Source organism: Microbacterium hibisci (assembly GCF_015278255.1).
Classification (GTDB): domain Bacteria; phylum Actinomycetota; class Actinomycetes; order Actinomycetales; family Microbacteriaceae; genus Microbacterium; species Microbacterium hibisci.
The window spans coordinates 1-15,435 of record NZ_JADIJC010000008.1 but is presented as its reverse complement, the minus strand read 5'-3'; the positions used below and the strand labels follow the sequence as shown (position 1 = coordinate 15,435).

Sequence of the window (15,435 nt, the reverse complement as noted above, 5' to 3'; positions counted from 1 at the left end):
AGCCGATCTGCGAGTGGCGTCATGGTGCGCACGTATCCCGACGATGCCCCTCCCGTTCCGGGGAAGCGAGAGGTATCGTGACCGCTACAGACCCGGTGTGTGGGACACTGCGGGTCACATGGGGGAATCATGGCTGTACGCATCGGCTATGCCGCCGGGGCATTCGACCTCTTCCACGTCGGACACCTCAACGTCCTCCGACATGCGAAGGAGAACTGCGACTTCCTGATCGCGGGCGTCGTCAGCGACGAGATGCTGCGGCTGGTCAAACACGTCGAGCCCGTCATACCGACCGCCGAGCGCGTCGAGATCGTGCGGAGCATCACCTACGTCGACCAGGTGCACGTCGAGGACGTGCCCGACAAGCTCGAGACGTGGCGGCAGCTCCGCTTCACGCACTTCTTCAAGGGCGACGACTGGCGCGGCACCGAGAAGGGAGCCCGCCTCGAGCGCGAGTTCGCCGAGGTGGGTGTCGAGGTCGTCTACTTCCCCTACACGGTGCACACCTCGAGCACGGCCCTCCGTCACGCGCTGGACATCATGGCCGCGACGCATCCGCGCGAGGATGCGCTCCCGGACGGCGTCACCGTCACGCACGGCTAGCTTCGGACGCGGCGGCGCGGGCGGCACCCTCACGCGCAGGGGATGACGGATGCCGCGACCCCCGGCATCCGTCGTCTACAGCTCGCCGGGCTGCATGACCTCTTCGTCGATGTCCTCCAGGATGCGGCGCGCACGCGACGGCTCGACCCCCGGCTTGCGGGGCGCGTAGACGACCAGCGAGTGGAAGAGGAAACGCACGAAGAACGCCAGCACGAGCGTGATCGCGGTCGCGACCACCGCCGAGATGTGGCCGCTCGAGACCATGAGGGCCACGATCGGGATGCGCACGAGCGCCTCGGCGTTGTTGAACGTGAACGACTTGGCGAAGCGCAGCCACACGCCCGACGCGTTCTCGCGCATGTCGTCGAAGACGAAGCGCTCCTGCAGCAGGAAGTTGCCGATGATGGTCGCCTCGGCGGCGACGATCGCGGCGATGATGTAGTCCACGCCGAGCTGCGTGAGCGCCCACACGATCGCGACGTTGGCGACGGCGCCGAGGCCGCCGATCACGGCGAAGAGCGACATCTTGCCGAAGCGCAGCGCGGTCAGCTGCGCGAGGAAGTGCAGGCCCTGCCGCACCGACGCCTTCGACTCGCCGGCGTGCCGGTCGGCGAAGTCGAACGGAACCTCGGCGACCCGCATGGGGCGGCGTGCGAGGATCTCGAGGAGGATCTTGAAGCCGCGCGGGCGGAGGAGCGCCTGGTCGACGCTGCGGCGGTCGATGAGGAAGAACCCGGTCATCGGGTCGGTCACATCCCGCAGCCGGATCGGGAACATGGCGCGCGTCACCGAGGTGGAGGCCTTCGAGACGAGCACCCGCGTGCGGTCGGCGAGACCGTGAGCCGTTCCGCCCCCGGCGTACCGGGAAGCGATGACGACGTCGACGTCTCCGGCCGAGAACCGGCGCCACAGGGCGGGGATCTCCTCGGGCGGGTGCTGGAGGTCGCCGTCCATGACGAGGCACACGTCGGACCGGGCAGCGGCCAGCCCCTCGAGCACCGCCCCGCCGAGGCCGCCCTCGGGCTTCTCGCGGTGGATGAGCCGCACCGGCAGCGCGGCGGTGGCCGCCGCCTCGCGGACCGCGGCGGGCGTGGCATCCGTGCTGTCGTCGACGAACAGGATCTCGGCGTCGACGTCGCCCGGGAGGTTCGCCACCGCGGCGGCGACGCGCCGGACGAGCTCCGCGATGTTGGGAGCCTCGTTGTACGTCGGGACGACGATGGACAGCTGCATCGCGATCATCCTCGCACGGCGGGATGAACGGATCGTGAAGAGGATTCCTCGACGGGGAGGGGCCACGCGGACGACGGATCGGCCTCGAAGTCTCGACACGCGGCGGAAAGGCGACGATGCTGGCGTCGATAACGCTCGCAATTCCGGGGAGGATGCCGTGCCCGCTCGCCTGATCCACCGCCCGTCTGGAAGAGTCGCACGGCCGATCGCCGTCGGCGGCGTGATCGCGGGGGTGGTGCTGGCCACGCTCGCCGGCTCCGGCGCCGCCACCGCCGCGCCCGACGGACCCGGACCGCGCTACGCGCCCGGGGCCGACGGCGCCGGCGATCCGTACTTCCCGCTGGCCGGCAACGGCGGCTACGACGTGCAGCACTACGACCTCGATCTCGACTACACGCTTCCGGCTCCGGCGCCGGCGCCGCTGGAGGGACAGCTCACCGGAGTCGCGACGATCGACCTCATCGCGACCGCCGACCTCGACCGCTTCAACCTCGACCTGCGCGGGCTCACCGTCTCGTCGGTGGTCGTGGACGGCAAGAGCATGGCGTTCGCGCACGAGGGCGACGAGCTCGTCGTCAGCCCCCGCCCGAAGCTCAAGGCCGGCCAGGCGGCGAGTGTGGTCGTCTCGTACGGCGGGACGACGACTCGTCCGGTCGACATCGAGGGCGAGCTGTACGGCTGGGTGACGACACGCGACGGCGCGATGGTGGTGAGTGAGCCCGACGGATCGTCGACCTGGTTCCCCGTCAGCGACCACCCGACCGACAAGGCCACGTACACGTTCGAGATCACCGTGCCCGAGGGCAGCGTGGCGGTGGCGAACGGTCTGCTCGAGGGATCCGAGACGGCGGACGGCAAGACGACGTGGCGGTGGAACGCGCCGGATCTCATGGCCGCCTACCTCGCCACGGCCACCGTCGGGAACTTCCGGCTGCAGCAGTACACCGCGCCCAACGGAACGCCGATCATCGACGCCATCGACGTGACGCGCCAGCCGAACCAGTACGCCAATCTCGCGCGGACGGCTGAGATGCTGACGCTCTTCGAGGGCCTGTACGGCGACTACCCGTTCGTCTCGTACGGGGCCATCGTCGACAACGACTCCGTGGGGTACGCCCTCGAGACCCAGACGCGCTCGTTCTTCTCGGGCTCTGCGGGCCTCGGCACCGTGGCGCACGAGCTGGCGCACCAGTGGATGGGCAACCAGGTGAGCCCGGGTCGCTGGGCCGACATCTGGCTCAACGAAGGATGGGCCACATATTCGGAGTGGCTCTGGACCGAGCACAACGGCGGGCTGACCGCACAGGCGCGGTTCGACGCGGTGATGACCTCGGCGTCGCAGGCACCATGGAACACCGTGCTCGCCGACCCCGGACCCACGGGGCTGTTCGGCACGCCGGTGTACACGCGCGGCGCCGCGCTGCTGCACGCGCTTCGCGTGAAGATCGGCGACGATGCGTTCTTCGACGTCGCCAAGGAGTGGGTGGCCCGCTTCTCCGGCGGCACGGCGACCACCGCTGACTTCATCGCCCTGTCGGAGGAGATCTCGCGCCAGGACCTCACGTCGTTCTTCGACGTGTGGGCCTACCAGCCGCCCAAGCCCACGAGCTGGTAGTCCCGACTCGCCGCTGACGGACGCCCGGCGGGCGCCCGGCCCCTGCCCAGGATCGGCGGGGGACAATGGAGAGGATGACTTCCCCCACCTCCCCCACGTCCCCGTCCACCCTCACGATGTTCGGCGCGGACTGGTGCCGCGACTGCATCCGCACCAAGAAGCAGCTCGACGAGCTCGGCATCTCGTACACCTACGTCGACCTCGTGGCCGACCCCTCCGCCGCCGACGTCGCCCGTGACATCTCCGGTCGCACGAACATCCCCGTGGTCGTGTATCCGGATGCCTCGCACCACGTCGAGCCGTCCAACGCCGACGTCGAGGCCAAGCTCCGCGAGCTCTCCCTCATCTGAGGCCTGTCCGGTTCGCACCTGGCCCTGACGGCGCGGCATCCGTCCGAATTAGGCTGAGCGCGTGAGCGTCGAAGGCAATACCCGGGCGATCGAGGGATCCGTCGTCACCGACTTCGCGGACCGTATGAGCTACGGCGGCTACCTCGACCTCGAGACGCTGCTGTCGGCGCAGCGCCCTCTCAGCGATCCCGAGCACCACGACGAGCTGCTGTTCATCGTCCAGCACCAGACCACCGAGCTGTGGCTGAAGCTGGTGCTCCACGAGCTGGGCGCCGCGTGCCGGCTGCTCCGCGACGACCAGCTCGCGCCGGCGCTCAAGTGCATCGCGCGCGTCAAGCACATCCAGAAGACGCTCACCGAGCAGTGGTCGGTGCTGGCGACGCTCACTCCCGCCGAGTACGGGCAGTTCCGCGGCGTGCTGGGCAACGCGAGCGGCTTCCAGTCCGCGCAGTACCGCGCCGTCGAGTTCACCCTCGGCAACAAGAACGCCGGCATGCTGCGGGTCTTCGCCTCGGACCCGTCCGCGCACGAACTTGTGAAGAGCGCGCTCGAGCAGCCGAGCCTCTACGACGAGTTCCTGCGGATGCTCGCGCGCTCCGGCTACCCGATCCCCGCCGAGGTGCTCGAGCGCGACGTCACCGCCGCCTGGACCTACTCCCCCGAGCTCGTGCCGGTGTTCACCGAGATCTACCGCGATCCGCAGACGCACTGGGCGGCGTACGAGACGTGCGAAGAGCTCGTCGACCTGGAGGACAACTTCCAGCTCTGGCGCTTCCGCCACCTCAAGACGGTCGAGCGCATCATCGGCTTCAAGACCGGCACCGGTGGCTCGAGCGGCGTGCCGTTCCTGCAGCGGGCGCTCGACCTCACCTTCTTCCCCGAGCTGTATGCGGTGCGGACGGAGCTGTGATGTCGCACGATCCCGAAGCGCTGCGCGCCCTGCTCGGCCCCGAGGCCGCCCTCTGCCGCCGCGCGATCACGGGTGAGCACGGGGTGTCGCTGCCCCCGTTCACCGACCACCACGTGCACCTGCACCTCATCGACGAGACCGGCCTCGCCGCCGGCGGCATCGCCGGCGTCGTCGACCTCGGCGGCGACCCGGTCGCACTCGCACGACGCGAGAACCACGGCATTCCGCGCGTGGCATATGCCGGCGCCTTCCTCACCGCTCCGGGCGGCTATCCGGTCGGGCGGTCGTGGGCGCCGCCCGAGATCGCGCGCGAGATCACCGATCCCTCGACGCACCCGGGCGTCCCCGGCGGCGCGGCCACGGCGGTGGACGAGCAGGCGTCGTTCGGGGCATCCGTCATCAAGATCTCGCTCAACAGCACCGCCGGCCCGGTGTTCGACGCCGCGACGCTCGGCGCCGTGGTGGACGTCGCGCGCGAACGCGGGCTGCCCGTCATCGCGCACGCGGAGGGCGACGGGATGCCGCGTCTCGCGCTCGACGCGGGCATCGACGGGTTCGCACACACGCCGTTCGGCGAGTTCGTCGGCCGCACGCTCACGGCCCACGCCGTCACCGCGGGTCAGGTGTGGATCTCGACGCTCGCGATCCACGACGAGGACGCCGAGGCCGCGGAGTTCGCACGCGTGAACCTCGCCGGCTTCGCGGCGGCGGGCGGGCGTGTGCTGTACGGCACCGACCTCGGCAACGGCGACCAGCCCGTCGGCGTCAACCCCGCCGAGGTCGCGGCGCTCGACCGCGCCGGCGTGCGCGGTGCCGCGCTCGTCGCCGCGATGGCGGACCCGTGGCCGGCGACGGAGCGGCCGTCGGGCGTGAGCACGTTCGTGCCCGGCGCGCCCCCGACCCGACTCGACGACGTGCCCGAGTGGCTGCGCGCCGCGACCGTCGTCCCCACCGAGGAGCTGGTCCATGACGACCTCTGACCCCGTGACCACCCGCCCCGCCGTGCGCTCCGCCGCCGCCGGTGCTGACGCGCGACTCGCGGCTGCGGCATCCGTCCTCGATGATGCCGACCCGCTGCGCGCCCACCGCGACGCGTTCGTCGACGCCGAGACGTCGCTGGTGTACTTCGACGGCAACTCGCTCGGGCGCCCGCTGCGCGCGAGCGTCGAGCGCCTCGCCGCGTTCGCGCGCGACGAATGGGGCGGCCGCCTCATCCGCGGCTGGGACGAGTCGTGGATGCAGCTGCCCTTCGACATCGGCGACGCCCTCGGCCGCGCGGCGATCGGCGCCGCCCCCGGTCAGACGGTCATCGGCGACTCCACCACGGTGCTGCTCTACAAGCTCGTGCGCGCGGCGTTCGACGCGGCCGTGGCGGCCGATCCATCGCGGGTCGAGATCGTGGTCGACCGCGACAATTTCCCCACCGACCGCTTCCTCGTCGAGGGCATCGCCGCGGAGCGGGGCGGTCGGGTGCGGTGGATCGACGTCGACCTCGCCGGCGGCGTCACCGCCGATGCACTGCGGGCCGCCGTCGGCGCGGAGACGGCGGTCGTGCTGCTGTCGCACGTCGCGTACCGGTCGGGCTATCTGGCGGATGCCGAGACCCTGACCCGCATCGCTCACGACGCGGGGGCGCTCATCCTGTGGGACCTCTGCCACTCCGCCGGCTCCGTGCCCGTCGAGGCCGACGCGTGGCAGGTCGATCTCGCGGTCGGCTGCACGTACAAGTACCTCAACGGCGGGCCCGGCTCCCCGGCCTTCGCCTACGTGGCGGAGCGTCTTCAGGATCGCCTCGCCCAGCCGATCCAGGGCTGGATGGGCGCCGCCGACGTCTTCGCGATGGGGCCGTCGTACCGGCCCGCCGACGGCATGCGCCGCTTCCTGTCTGGCACGCCGCCCATCGTGGGCATGCTCGCCATGCAGGACACGGTCGCCCTGCTCGAGGAGGTGGGCATCCAGGCCGTGCGTGACAAGTCGATCGCCCTCACCGAGTTCGCGGTGCAGGTCTCGGACGAGCTGCTCGCTCCCCTCGGGGTGGTCGTGGCCTCGCCGCGAGACCCGCACGCCCGCGGCGGGCACCTGACCCTGTCGCACCCCGCGATGCGGGCGGTCACCGCGCGCCTGTGGAGGCAGGACGTGATCCCCGACTACCGCGACCCCGACGGGCTGCGCATCGGCCTGTCGCCGCTGTCGACCTCGTTCGCCGAGACCCTGGCCGGCCTCGAGGCGGTCGCCGAGGCCGTGCGCGCCGAGTCCTGACCCGCGCCCCGACGCGTTTCGTCTGCGGGCGCCAGAGCGCCCTCCGCTCAACGACCGGTCGGCGGGCCCCGGCCGTTGAGCGAGCGAGGAACGAGCGAGACGAAACGCCCCGCACCGACGGGCAGCCCCGACGCGTTTCGTCTGCGGGCACCAGAGCGCCCTCCGCTCAACGACCGGTCGGCGCGAGCCCCGGCCGTTGAGCGAGCGAGGAACGAGCGAGACGAAACGCCCCGCACCGACGGGCAGCCCCGACGCGTTTCGTCTGCGGGCGCCAGAGCGCCCTCCGCTCAACGACCCGTCGGCGGGCCCCGGCCGTTGAGCGAGCGAGGAACGAGCGAGACGAAACGCCCCGCACCGACGAGCAACCCAAGCTGAGCACCCGCACTCCACAGGCGGGCTCACGCCGTTTCGCCGCTGACCTACACTGGCGCGATGAGCAATGAGGCTCCGCCGGCGACTGGGGTTCCGGCATCCGTCTCCGTCGGCCGTCTCAGCCGCGGCACGATCGCGCGCTACGCGACCGGATCGCTCGGCACCGGCGGCTTCGCCACGCTGCCCGGGCTCGTGCTCACGTACTACCTGACCGACTCGCTGGGCGTCGCGGCGCTCGCGGCCGGCGCGGTCATCACCGTCGCGAAGGTGTGGGACGTCGTCATCGACCCGGTCATCGGGGCGCTCACCGACCGCGACCTCGCCCGTCACGGCAGCCGCCGTCGGCTCATGCTGATCGGAGCGCTCGCGCTGCCCGTGCTGTTCGCGCTGACGTTCGCGGTGCCGCCGTCGCTCGGTCCGGTCGTCGCGGGCATCTGGGTGCTGGTCGCGTTCACGCTCACGGCGACCGCGTTCAGCCTCTTCCAGGTGCCCTACATCGCCCTGCCCGCCGAGCTCACACCCCGCTACGACGAGCGCACGCGGCTGCTGACGTGGCGGGTGGTGGTGCTCACCCTCGCGATCCTGCTGTTCGGCGCCGGCGGACCCGCGCTCCGCCGCGTGTCGGACGACCCCTTCGTCCAGTACGTCGTCGTGGGCGTCGTCTGCGGACTGGTGATCGGGATCGGGATGCTGGTGGCCACGGGCGTCGCCCGCGCCGCGGCATCCGTCCCCTCGCCGTCGCCCTCGCCCTCGCCCTCGGGCCTGATCTCGTTCGGTGAGGGTACAGCTGACGGACGAGAGGGAGGGAACCATCCCGCATCTCGGCGACCGGTTGTACCCTCACCGGCGGACGGACGCGGAGCCCCGGCGGACGGCGGCGAGGCCCCGGCAGTCGTCGGGGATGCCGCCACGAGCGAGACGGGGTCGGGAGTCCGGGAGCACTTCGCGTCGGGCATCCGTGCGCTGCAGCGCAGCCGTCCGTTCCGGCTGCTGCTCTCGACGTTCGTGCTGCAAGCGCTCGCGACGGGCCTGATGCTCGCCGGAGCGCAGTACGTCGCGACCTGGGTGCTGCACTCGCAGGCGGCGGTCGAGCTGCTGTTCGTCGCACTCATCGCCCCGGCGCTGCTCGCGGCACCCGCGTGGGGCGTCGCCGCGCGGCGCCTCGGCAAGGAGCGCACCTTCGCGATCGCGAGCGTCGTGTTCGCGGTCGCCGCGCTGTCGATCCTCGGCATGCTGTGGGCACCGGGCGACTGGATCTACGTGCCCGTCGGCATCGCCGGCATCGCGTACGCGGGCATGCAGTCGCTGCCCATGGCGATGCTGCCCGATGTGATCTCGCACGACGAGCGCACGCACGGGGCGGGCCGCGCGGGGTCGTTCAGCGGCATCTGGACCGCCGGCGAGACCGTCGGGTTCGCCCTCGGCGCGACCACGCTGACCCTCATCCTCACGCTGACGGGGTACGTCTCGTCGGTGGGCGGGCAGGTGGTGGAGCAGCCGGATGCCGCGATCACGGGCATCGTCGTCAGCTTCAGCCTGGTGCCGGCCGCCCTGATCGCCCTGAGCCTCGTGACGCTCGCGCGGTACCCGCTGCGCCGCGCCGACGTCGACCACTGACGTCGGGGTGAGACGGAGTCGCACGTGGGATGAGACCACGTGCCGCGGCCCGAGGCCGTTGACGTAGGATGCCCCGAGACGGACTCACCCGATCCGAGTCGCGGGTGCGAGTTCGAAGGAGAACACATGTCCCCCGCCTCCTCGGCAACCCCGGCGACGCCCGCCCAGAGCGCGAAGAAGCCGCGCACGTCGACCGCGAAGCGCGCGGCCGCGACGACCCTCCCCGCGGACGAGCGCGCGGCGCTCGACGCCGCGGTCGGCGAGCTCGGGCGCGGCTCCCGCGTGTGGACCGCCCTCACGCTCGACCAGCGCGCGCGGCTGCTCGGGCGTGTGCGCGACGCGGTCGGAGCGGTGGCCCAGGAATGGGTGGACGCCGCCACGATGTCGAAGGGCCTCGAGCCGGGGCATCCGCTCTCCGGAGAGGAGTGGCTCGGCGGACCCTGGTCGATCATCGGAATCCTCGACGCGCTGCGCGAGACCCTCGAGGCGATCGCCGCCGGGAAGAGCCCGCTCGACGGCGTGAAGCTCGACCAGGCGCCGGGCGGCCGGCTCCGGGCGCACACCTTCCCCCTGAACGGCACCGAGAAGTTCCTGCTCTCGGGATTCACCGGCGAGGTGTGGTTCGAGCCCGGCGTCACCGCCGCCGAGGCCCGGCGCACGGCGGGGCTCGGACAGCTGCACCCCACCGAGCCCGGCGGCGTGGGACTCGTGCTGGGCGCGGGCAACGTCACCTCGATCCCCGTCGGCGACGTGCTCTACGAGCTCTTCGCGCACAACCGCGTGGCGCTGCTGAAGGTCAATCCGACCCAGGACGCGCTCGTGCCGGTCTTCGAGCGCGCGCTCGCGGCCCTCATCGAGCCCGGCTTCGTGCGCATCGTGCGCGGCGGCCCCGCGACCGGCGCCTACCTCACGGCGCACCCGGGCTTCTCGCACGTGCACATCACGGGATCGGCGGCGACCTTCGACGCGATCGTGTGGGGGACGGGAACGGATGCCGCGACCCGCCGCGCATCGGACGACCCTCAGCTGACCGTCCCGATCACGGCGGAGCTCGGCGGCGTCTCGCCGATCATCGTGGTGCCTGGCCGCTGGTCGGACGCCGACCTGAAGTACCAGGCCGCGCACGTCGCCACCATGCGCCTGGTCAACGCCGGCCACAACTGCATCGCCGGCCAGGTCGTGATCGTGAGCTCCGACTGGCCGCAGCGCGAGGAGTTCCTCCGCGAGCTGCAGGCCGCGTACGCCGCCGCGCCGCCGCGGCCGGTCTGGTATCCCCGGAGCGAGCAGCGGCTGGAGGACGCGGCATCCGCGTATCCCGGCGCCGTATGGTCGGCCGACCGCACCCGCGCGATCGTGCGGGTGGACGGGGATGAGCCGGCACCGGTCGAGACCACCGAGTACTTCGCTCCGATCCTCGGCATCGCGGAGGTCGCCGGCACCGGGCAGGAGTTCCTCGACGCGGCGGTCGCGCACGCCAACGACCGGCTCGCGGGCACCCTCGGCGCCAACGTCCTCATCGATCCCGCGACCGAGGAGGCGCTCGGCGACGGCTTCGAACGGGCCATCGCCGACCTGCGCTACGGGGCGGTCACGATCAACACGTGGACGGCGTTCATCTTCACCACCGCACGCCTCACGTGGGGCGGCTTCCCGGGCGCGACCCTCGCCGACGTCTCGAGCGGCATCGGAGTCGTTCACAACGCGCTGCTGCTCGATCGGGTCGAGCGGTCGGTCGCACGCGGACCATTCCGGCCGTTCCCGCGGTCGGTCGGCGACACCGTCCGGCGCCGCCGCGCGGCGAAGGCGACGATCCTGCCCACGCCGCCCTGGTTCGTGAACTCGCGCACCGGCGCCGAAGTGAGCGGCGGGCTGACGCGCTACCTCGTCGACGGCAAGCTTCCGGGACTCGTGAAGACGCTGACCAAGGCCCTGCAGGCGTGAGCGCCGCGTTCGGCCGCCGCGCGAGCGGCGGCTCGGGGTCGCGCGGCGGCCCGGGGTCGCGCGGGCGCGGCGGCTCGGGGTCGCGCGGGCGCGGCGGCTCGGGGTCGGGTCGCCCGGGTTCGCGTGCCCGAGCGACGGGATTCGGTGCGGACGGTCTCGAGGCCGACTACATCGTGGTCGGCGCAGGGTCGGCAGGTGCTGCGCTCGCGGCCCGGCTGAGCGACGACCCGAACGTCTCGGTGCTGCTGCTCGAGGCCGGCGGCCCCGACACCTCCCTCGAGCTGCGCGTGCCCGCCGCCTTCTCGAAGCTGTTCCGCGGGCCGTTCGACTGGAACTACGACACCGTGCCGCAGCCTCAGCTCGAGGGTCGCACCGTGTACTGGCCCCGCGGCAAGACGCTGGGCGGGTCGTCGTCGCTCAACGCCCTGATGTGGATTCGCGGTTTCGCCGCCGACTACGACGAGTGGGCGGATGCCGCCGGCCCGACGTGGTCGTGGGACGCCCTGGTCCCCTACTTCCGGCGCGTGGAACGCACCGCCGACCCCGCCGACCCGACTCAGGGCGTGGACGGTCCGCAGTCGGTGGAGCACCAGCGCGACCCTCGGCCGCACACCGCCGCGTTCCTGGCAGCGGCGCACGAGGCGGGGCATCCGCTGACCCCCCCGAATCTACCCGCCGACCAGGGCTTCTCGCAGACCATGGTGAGCCAGCGGCGCGGGTCGCGCGCCTCGACGGCGGACGCGTACCTGCGGCCGGCGAAGAAGCGCCCGAACCTCGAGGTCGTGACGCACGCGCACGTGCGGCGCGTGACGTTCGCCACCGGCAGCGACGAGGCCGAGCCGCGGGCGACCGGCGTGTACGTCGACATCGGCGGCGTCACGCGGCACCTCCGCGCGCGCCGCGAGGTCGTGCTGGCGGGCGGCGCGGTCAACACGCCGCAGCTGCTCATGCTGAGCGGCATCGGCCCGGCCGCGCACCTCGCCGAGCACGGCATCGACGTGGTGGTCGATGCACCGGACGTCGGCGCGAACCTCCAGGACCATCTCGTCGCCGGCCTGGCGCCCGCCGCCGCGGGCGGCACCCTGTACAACGCCACGAAACCGGTCGAGCTCGTCAGGTACCTGACCGCGCGGAAGGGGATGCTGACCTCGAACGCGGCAGAGGCCTACGGGTTCGTGCGCACCGCCGTCGCCGATACAGCCGGCGTGCCCGACGGTCTCCCCGACATCGAGATCATCTTCGTCCCCGGGCCCTTCGTCGGCGAGGGGCTGACCCCGATGCCCGCGCACGGACTCACGGTGGCCGCGATCCTGCTGCGGCCGCTCAGCCGCGGCACCATCCGCCTCGCGTCGGCCGATCCGATGGCGGCGCCGCTGATCGATCCCGCCTACCTGTCCGACGCCGAGGGCGTCGACGCCGCCACGCTGCGGGCCGGCATCGCCGAATGCGAACGCCTGCTCGACACCGCAGCGCTCCGCGAGATCACGACCGGCGGCTGGGTGGTCCCCGAGCACGGCGAGGACCTGACGCCCGCCGAGCGCGCCGAGCTGTCGCTCCGCCGCTACTCGCACACCCTCTATCATCCCGTCGGCACGGCTCGAATGGGGACGGATGCCGCATCCGTCGTCGACCCCGAGCTCCGCGTCCGCGGAGTGTCGGGCCTGCGCGTCGCCGACGCCTCGGTCATGCCCACCGTGATCCGCGGCCACACCAATGCCCCGTCGATCGTCATCGGCGAGGTCGCCGCCGACCTCATCCTCCGCCGCCGCGTCTGACCCCGCCGGTGCTCCGGTCGTTGAGCGAGCGAAGCGAGACGAAACGCGCGCCCCGGCGGCGATACACCGACGCCACTCGCTCAACGACCGGAACCCCGCACCCGGTCGTTGAGCGAGCGAGGAACGAGCGAGACGAAACGCCTCACGGCTTTGCACGACGCTCGCGCTCCCGTTTGCTCCACCCCGTCACGGCCTCGAGACCTCCCGACATGAACGCCTCACGCTTGGCGCGGCTCCAGCCCTGGATTCTCTTCTCCCACGCGAACGCCTCGTCGATGCGCTCGAACTCGCCTAGCCACGCCAATTCGACGGGGAGCCTGCGACGCGTGTATGCGGCGCCTTCCCCTGCCCGGTGCTGTTCGAGTCGCCGGGTGAGGTTGATGGTGCTGCCCACGTAGTAGGTGCCGGCGGCACAGCGGAGGAGATAGAGGAACGCCACTGTTGCAGTGTCGCGGGGCATCACGTCGACGCGGGCAAGAGTCCAGCTATCTGTGAATCACCGAGCAGGGAGCAAGGCTGGGGAGGAATACCGTTGCAGGCCATTCGATAACCTCGAGCGTTTCGTCTCGGTCGCTGGCGCTCCCTCGCTCAACGACCGGGGGGACGCGGAAACGCCCCGCCGCGGAAGCGGCGGGGCGTTTGCAGAACCAGTGAGTGCCGGGTCAGCGGCCGCCGCGGCGGTTGGTGCCGTTGGGGCGGACGACCGAGCCGACCATGAGTTTGCCGGTGCCCGACGACGAGGCGCGACGGCCCGGGGTGCGGGGGTTGCCTGCGGGCTGACCCGCACGCGAGTGGCCCGCGCTCTGGTCGTGCCGCTGGTGCGAGGCCTTGTCGTGAGCGGATGCCGCATCCCGGCGCTGACCCGCCTGCTGACGGCCGGCACCCTGCTGGCGGCCGGCGCCCTGGGCAGAACCGCCCTGGGCCGAACCGCCCTGGCCCGAGCCGCGACGACGGCGACCGCCGCCGCCCGAACCGGAGCCGCCCGGGCGGCCGGCGGTGGCGGCATCCGTCTCCCGCGCTTCGCGCGCAGCGCGCTTCCGCTGGGCGTTCGCACCCTGGCTGGTGCCGCGCGGCGTCTCGGCGACGGGGACCGGCTTCACGTACGGCGCGACCTGGCCGACGAGCTCGACGACCTCGGACGAGGTCGCCGTGACGGCGATGGGCTCGACCGAGATGGCGGCCTTGCGCAGCAGCTGTGCGACGTCCCGTCGCTGCTCGGGGAGCACGAGCGTGACCACGGCACCCTCCGCCCCCGCACGGGCCGTGCGGCCCGAGCGGTGCAGGTACGCCTTGTGCTCCATCGGCGGATCGACATGGATGACGAGCTCGACGTCGTCGACGTGCACGCCGCGGGCGGCGACATCCGTCGCCACGAGCACCTTGACGGCGCCCGACGAGAACGCCGCGAGGTTGCGGTCGCGGGCGGCCTGCGAGAGGTTGCCGTGCAGATCGACCGCCGGGATGCCCTGACCGGTCAGCTGCTTCGCGAGCTTCTTGGCCTGGTGCTTCGTGCGCATGAACAGGATGCGGCGGCCCATGCCCGACGCGAGCGCCTTGACGACGTCCTTCTTGGCGTCGGCATCGGCGAGCGTGAAGACGTGGTGGGTCATCGCGGCGACGGGCGAGTGCGCCTCGTCGACGGAGTGCAGCACCTCGTTCTGCAGGAAGCGGTTCACGAGCTTGTCGACCCCGTTGTCGAGGGTCGCGCTGAACAGCAGGCGCTGGCCGCCGGCGGGCGTGGCGTTCAGGATGCGCGTGACGCCCGGCAGGAAGCCGAGGTCGGCCATGTGGTCGGCCTCGTCGATGACGGTGATCTCGACGGCGTCGAGGTGCACGAAGCCCTGCTTCATCAGGTCTTCGAGGCGGCCCGGGCAGGCCACGACGATGTCGACGCCGGCGTTGAGGGCGTTCACCTGGCGGTTCTGGTTCACGCCGCCGAAGATGGTGGTCGTCGTGAGGCCGTACGCCTTGGCGAGGGGAGCCAGGGTCGCGTCGATCTGCGTCGCGAGCTCGCGCGTGGGCGCCAGCACGAGGCCGAGCGGACGGCCCTTGCGGCGGTTGCCGCCGGCGAGCTTGCCGCCGAGGCGCGCGGCCATCGGGATCGAGAAGGCGAGGGTCTTGCCCGAGCCGGTCTTGCCGCGGCCGAGCACGTCGCGGCCGGCGAGCGTGTCGGGGAGCGTGTCGACCTGGATCGGGAACGCGGTGGTCTTGCCGCCCGCGGCGAGCGCGTCGACAAGGGGCTGCGGCACGCCGAGCGCGCCGAACGAGGTTTCGGTCATGGGTACATCTCCGGGCACGGTGGTGCCCTGTCGGTGGCCGGGGCGGATCTCGCCCACGGGTCGCCGTACGAAAGTCATCACCGGCATCGCGCGGCGAGGGCCGGGCGGCGGCGGGAGGGGAAGCGTTCTACGACGCGAGAAGCGCAACGGAGCGCTGCAAGATCCACCACCCTATCAGGGCCCGCCTGGGCGTTCGCCGGTGCGGCCGGCCCCGTCGGGGCGGACGGGACCGGAAGTCGGTCGTTGAGCGGAGGGCGCTCTGGCGCCCGCAGACGAAACGCCAGGAGGTTTCGGGCTCGCCGGGGCGTTTCGTCTCGCTCGTTCCTCGCTCGCTCAACGACCAGACCCGGGGGGGCGAGGACGTTCGCCTCGCTCGCTCAACGGCCCGATACCGGCACCGGGTCTCCCGGTCGTTGAGCGGAGGGCGCTCTGGCGCCCGCAGACGAAACGCCAGGAGGTTTCGAGATCGCCGGGGCGTTTC

The 15,435-nt window shown here is 72.0% G+C and carries 12 protein-coding genes; 9 read left to right on the top strand and 3 right to left on the bottom strand.

The genetic code is table 11. The annotated features are described in order from the left end of the window. Positions 1-129 precede the first annotated feature (129 nt). Complete coding sequence (locus IM770_RS14275) at positions 130-603, top strand: FAD synthase family protein (protein WP_203581831.1); 474 nt, start codon at positions 130-132, stop codon at positions 601-603. 75 nt (positions 604-678) lie between these two features. Here IM770_RS14275 and IM770_RS14270 read toward each other — a convergent pair whose 3' ends face one another. Beyond that, positions 679-1,836, bottom strand: a complete 1,158-nt coding sequence (locus tag IM770_RS14270; RefSeq protein WP_203581830.1) for a glycosyltransferase — start codon at positions 1,834-1,836, stop codon at positions 679-681. Positions 1,837-1,993: 157 nt separating this feature from the next. Between IM770_RS14270 and IM770_RS14265 the strand changes: the two genes are divergently transcribed. The 8 genes from IM770_RS14265 (at position 1,994) to IM770_RS14230 (ending at position 12,675) form a co-directional block, all read left to right on the top strand. Then, the gene (locus IM770_RS14265) at positions 1,994-3,451 is read left to right on the top strand and encodes a M1 family metallopeptidase (RefSeq protein ID WP_307785472.1); all 1,458 of its coding nucleotides are present in this window, start codon (positions 1,994-1,996) and stop codon (positions 3,449-3,451) included. A gap of 74 nt (positions 3,452-3,525) precedes the next feature. Continuing rightward, positions 3,526-3,801: a glutaredoxin domain-containing protein gene (locus IM770_RS14260; protein ID WP_203581828.1), complete on the top strand. Its 276-nt coding sequence runs from the start codon at positions 3,526-3,528 to the stop codon at positions 3,799-3,801. A 61-nt stretch (positions 3,802-3,862) separates the two neighbouring features. Then, positions 3,863-4,711, top strand: coding sequence for a tryptophan 2,3-dioxygenase (kynA, locus tag IM770_RS14255; protein ID WP_203581827.1), 849 nt, complete (start codon positions 3,863-3,865; stop codon positions 4,709-4,711). After that, positions 4,711-5,691 (top strand): amidohydrolase family protein, encoded by a 981-nt coding sequence (locus IM770_RS14250; protein WP_203581826.1) that lies wholly within the window; start codon positions 4,711-4,713, stop codon positions 5,689-5,691. The genes kynA and IM770_RS14250 overlap by 1 nt, the downstream gene beginning before the upstream one ends. Next, a complete protein-coding gene (locus IM770_RS14245; RefSeq protein ID WP_203581825.1) occupies positions 5,678-6,970 on the top strand; it encodes a kynureninase in 1,293 nt (430 codons plus the stop codon). Before IM770_RS14250 ends, IM770_RS14245 begins: the two co-directional genes overlap by 14 nt. A 432-nt stretch (positions 6,971-7,402) precedes the next feature. Further along, positions 7,403-8,959: an MFS transporter gene (locus IM770_RS14240; protein ID WP_203581824.1), complete on the top strand. Its 1,557-nt coding sequence runs from the start codon at positions 7,403-7,405 to the stop codon at positions 8,957-8,959. 126 nt (positions 8,960-9,085) lie between these two features. Further along, the gene (locus IM770_RS14235) at positions 9,086-10,900 is read left to right on the top strand and encodes an aldehyde dehydrogenase family protein (RefSeq protein WP_203581823.1); all 1,815 of its coding nucleotides are present in this window, start codon (positions 9,086-9,088) and stop codon (positions 10,898-10,900) included. Continuing rightward, entirely contained in the window at positions 10,897-12,675 is a 1,779-nt protein-coding gene (locus IM770_RS14230; RefSeq protein WP_307785471.1) for a GMC family oxidoreductase, read from the top strand. The genes IM770_RS14235 and IM770_RS14230 overlap by 4 nt, the downstream gene beginning before the upstream one ends. 142 nt (positions 12,676-12,817) lie before the next feature. Here the strand turns inward: IM770_RS14230 and IM770_RS14225 are convergent, their stop codons facing one another. Together IM770_RS14225 and IM770_RS14220 are read right to left on the bottom strand one after the other, a co-directional pair. Beyond that, positions 12,818-13,114: a GIY-YIG nuclease family protein gene (locus IM770_RS14225; protein ID WP_203581822.1), complete on the bottom strand. Its 297-nt coding sequence runs from the start codon at positions 13,112-13,114 to the stop codon at positions 12,818-12,820. 223 nt (positions 13,115-13,337) lie between these two features. After that, positions 13,338-14,954 carry a DEAD/DEAH box helicase gene (locus IM770_RS14220; RefSeq protein WP_203581821.1) on the bottom strand — a complete coding sequence of 539 codons (1,617 nt, stop codon included), beginning with the start codon at positions 14,952-14,954 and terminating at the stop codon, positions 13,338-13,340. Positions 14,955-15,435 lie beyond the last annotated feature (481 nt).

What these genes read in the sequence shown, in the direction of transcription:
- IM770_RS14275 (WP_203581831.1), top strand. Translation starts at nt 130, where the DNA reads ATGGCTGTACGCATCGGCTATGCCGCCGGGGCATTCGACCTCTTCCAC.
- IM770_RS14270 (WP_203581830.1), bottom strand. Translation starts at nt 1,836, where the DNA reads ATGCAGCTGTCCATCGTCGTCCCGACGTACAACGAGGCTCCCAACATC.
- IM770_RS14260 (WP_203581828.1), top strand. Translation starts at nt 3,526, where the DNA reads ATGACTTCCCCCACCTCCCCCACGTCCCCGTCCACCCTCACGATGTTC.
- IM770_RS14250 (WP_203581826.1), top strand. Translation starts at nt 4,711, where the DNA reads ATGTCGCACGATCCCGAAGCGCTGCGCGCCCTGCTCGGCCCCGAGGCC.
- IM770_RS14245 (WP_203581825.1), top strand. Translation starts at nt 5,678, where the DNA reads ATGACGACCTCTGACCCCGTGACCACCCGCCCCGCCGTGCGCTCCGCC.
- IM770_RS14240 (WP_203581824.1), top strand. Translation starts at nt 7,403, where the DNA reads ATGAGCAATGAGGCTCCGCCGGCGACTGGGGTTCCGGCATCCGTCTCC.
- IM770_RS14235 (WP_203581823.1), top strand. Translation starts at nt 9,086, where the DNA reads ATGTCCCCCGCCTCCTCGGCAACCCCGGCGACGCCCGCCCAGAGCGCG.
- IM770_RS14220 (WP_203581821.1), bottom strand. Translation starts at nt 14,954, where the DNA reads ATGACCGAAACCTCGTTCGGCGCGCTCGGCGTGCCGCAGCCCCTTGTC.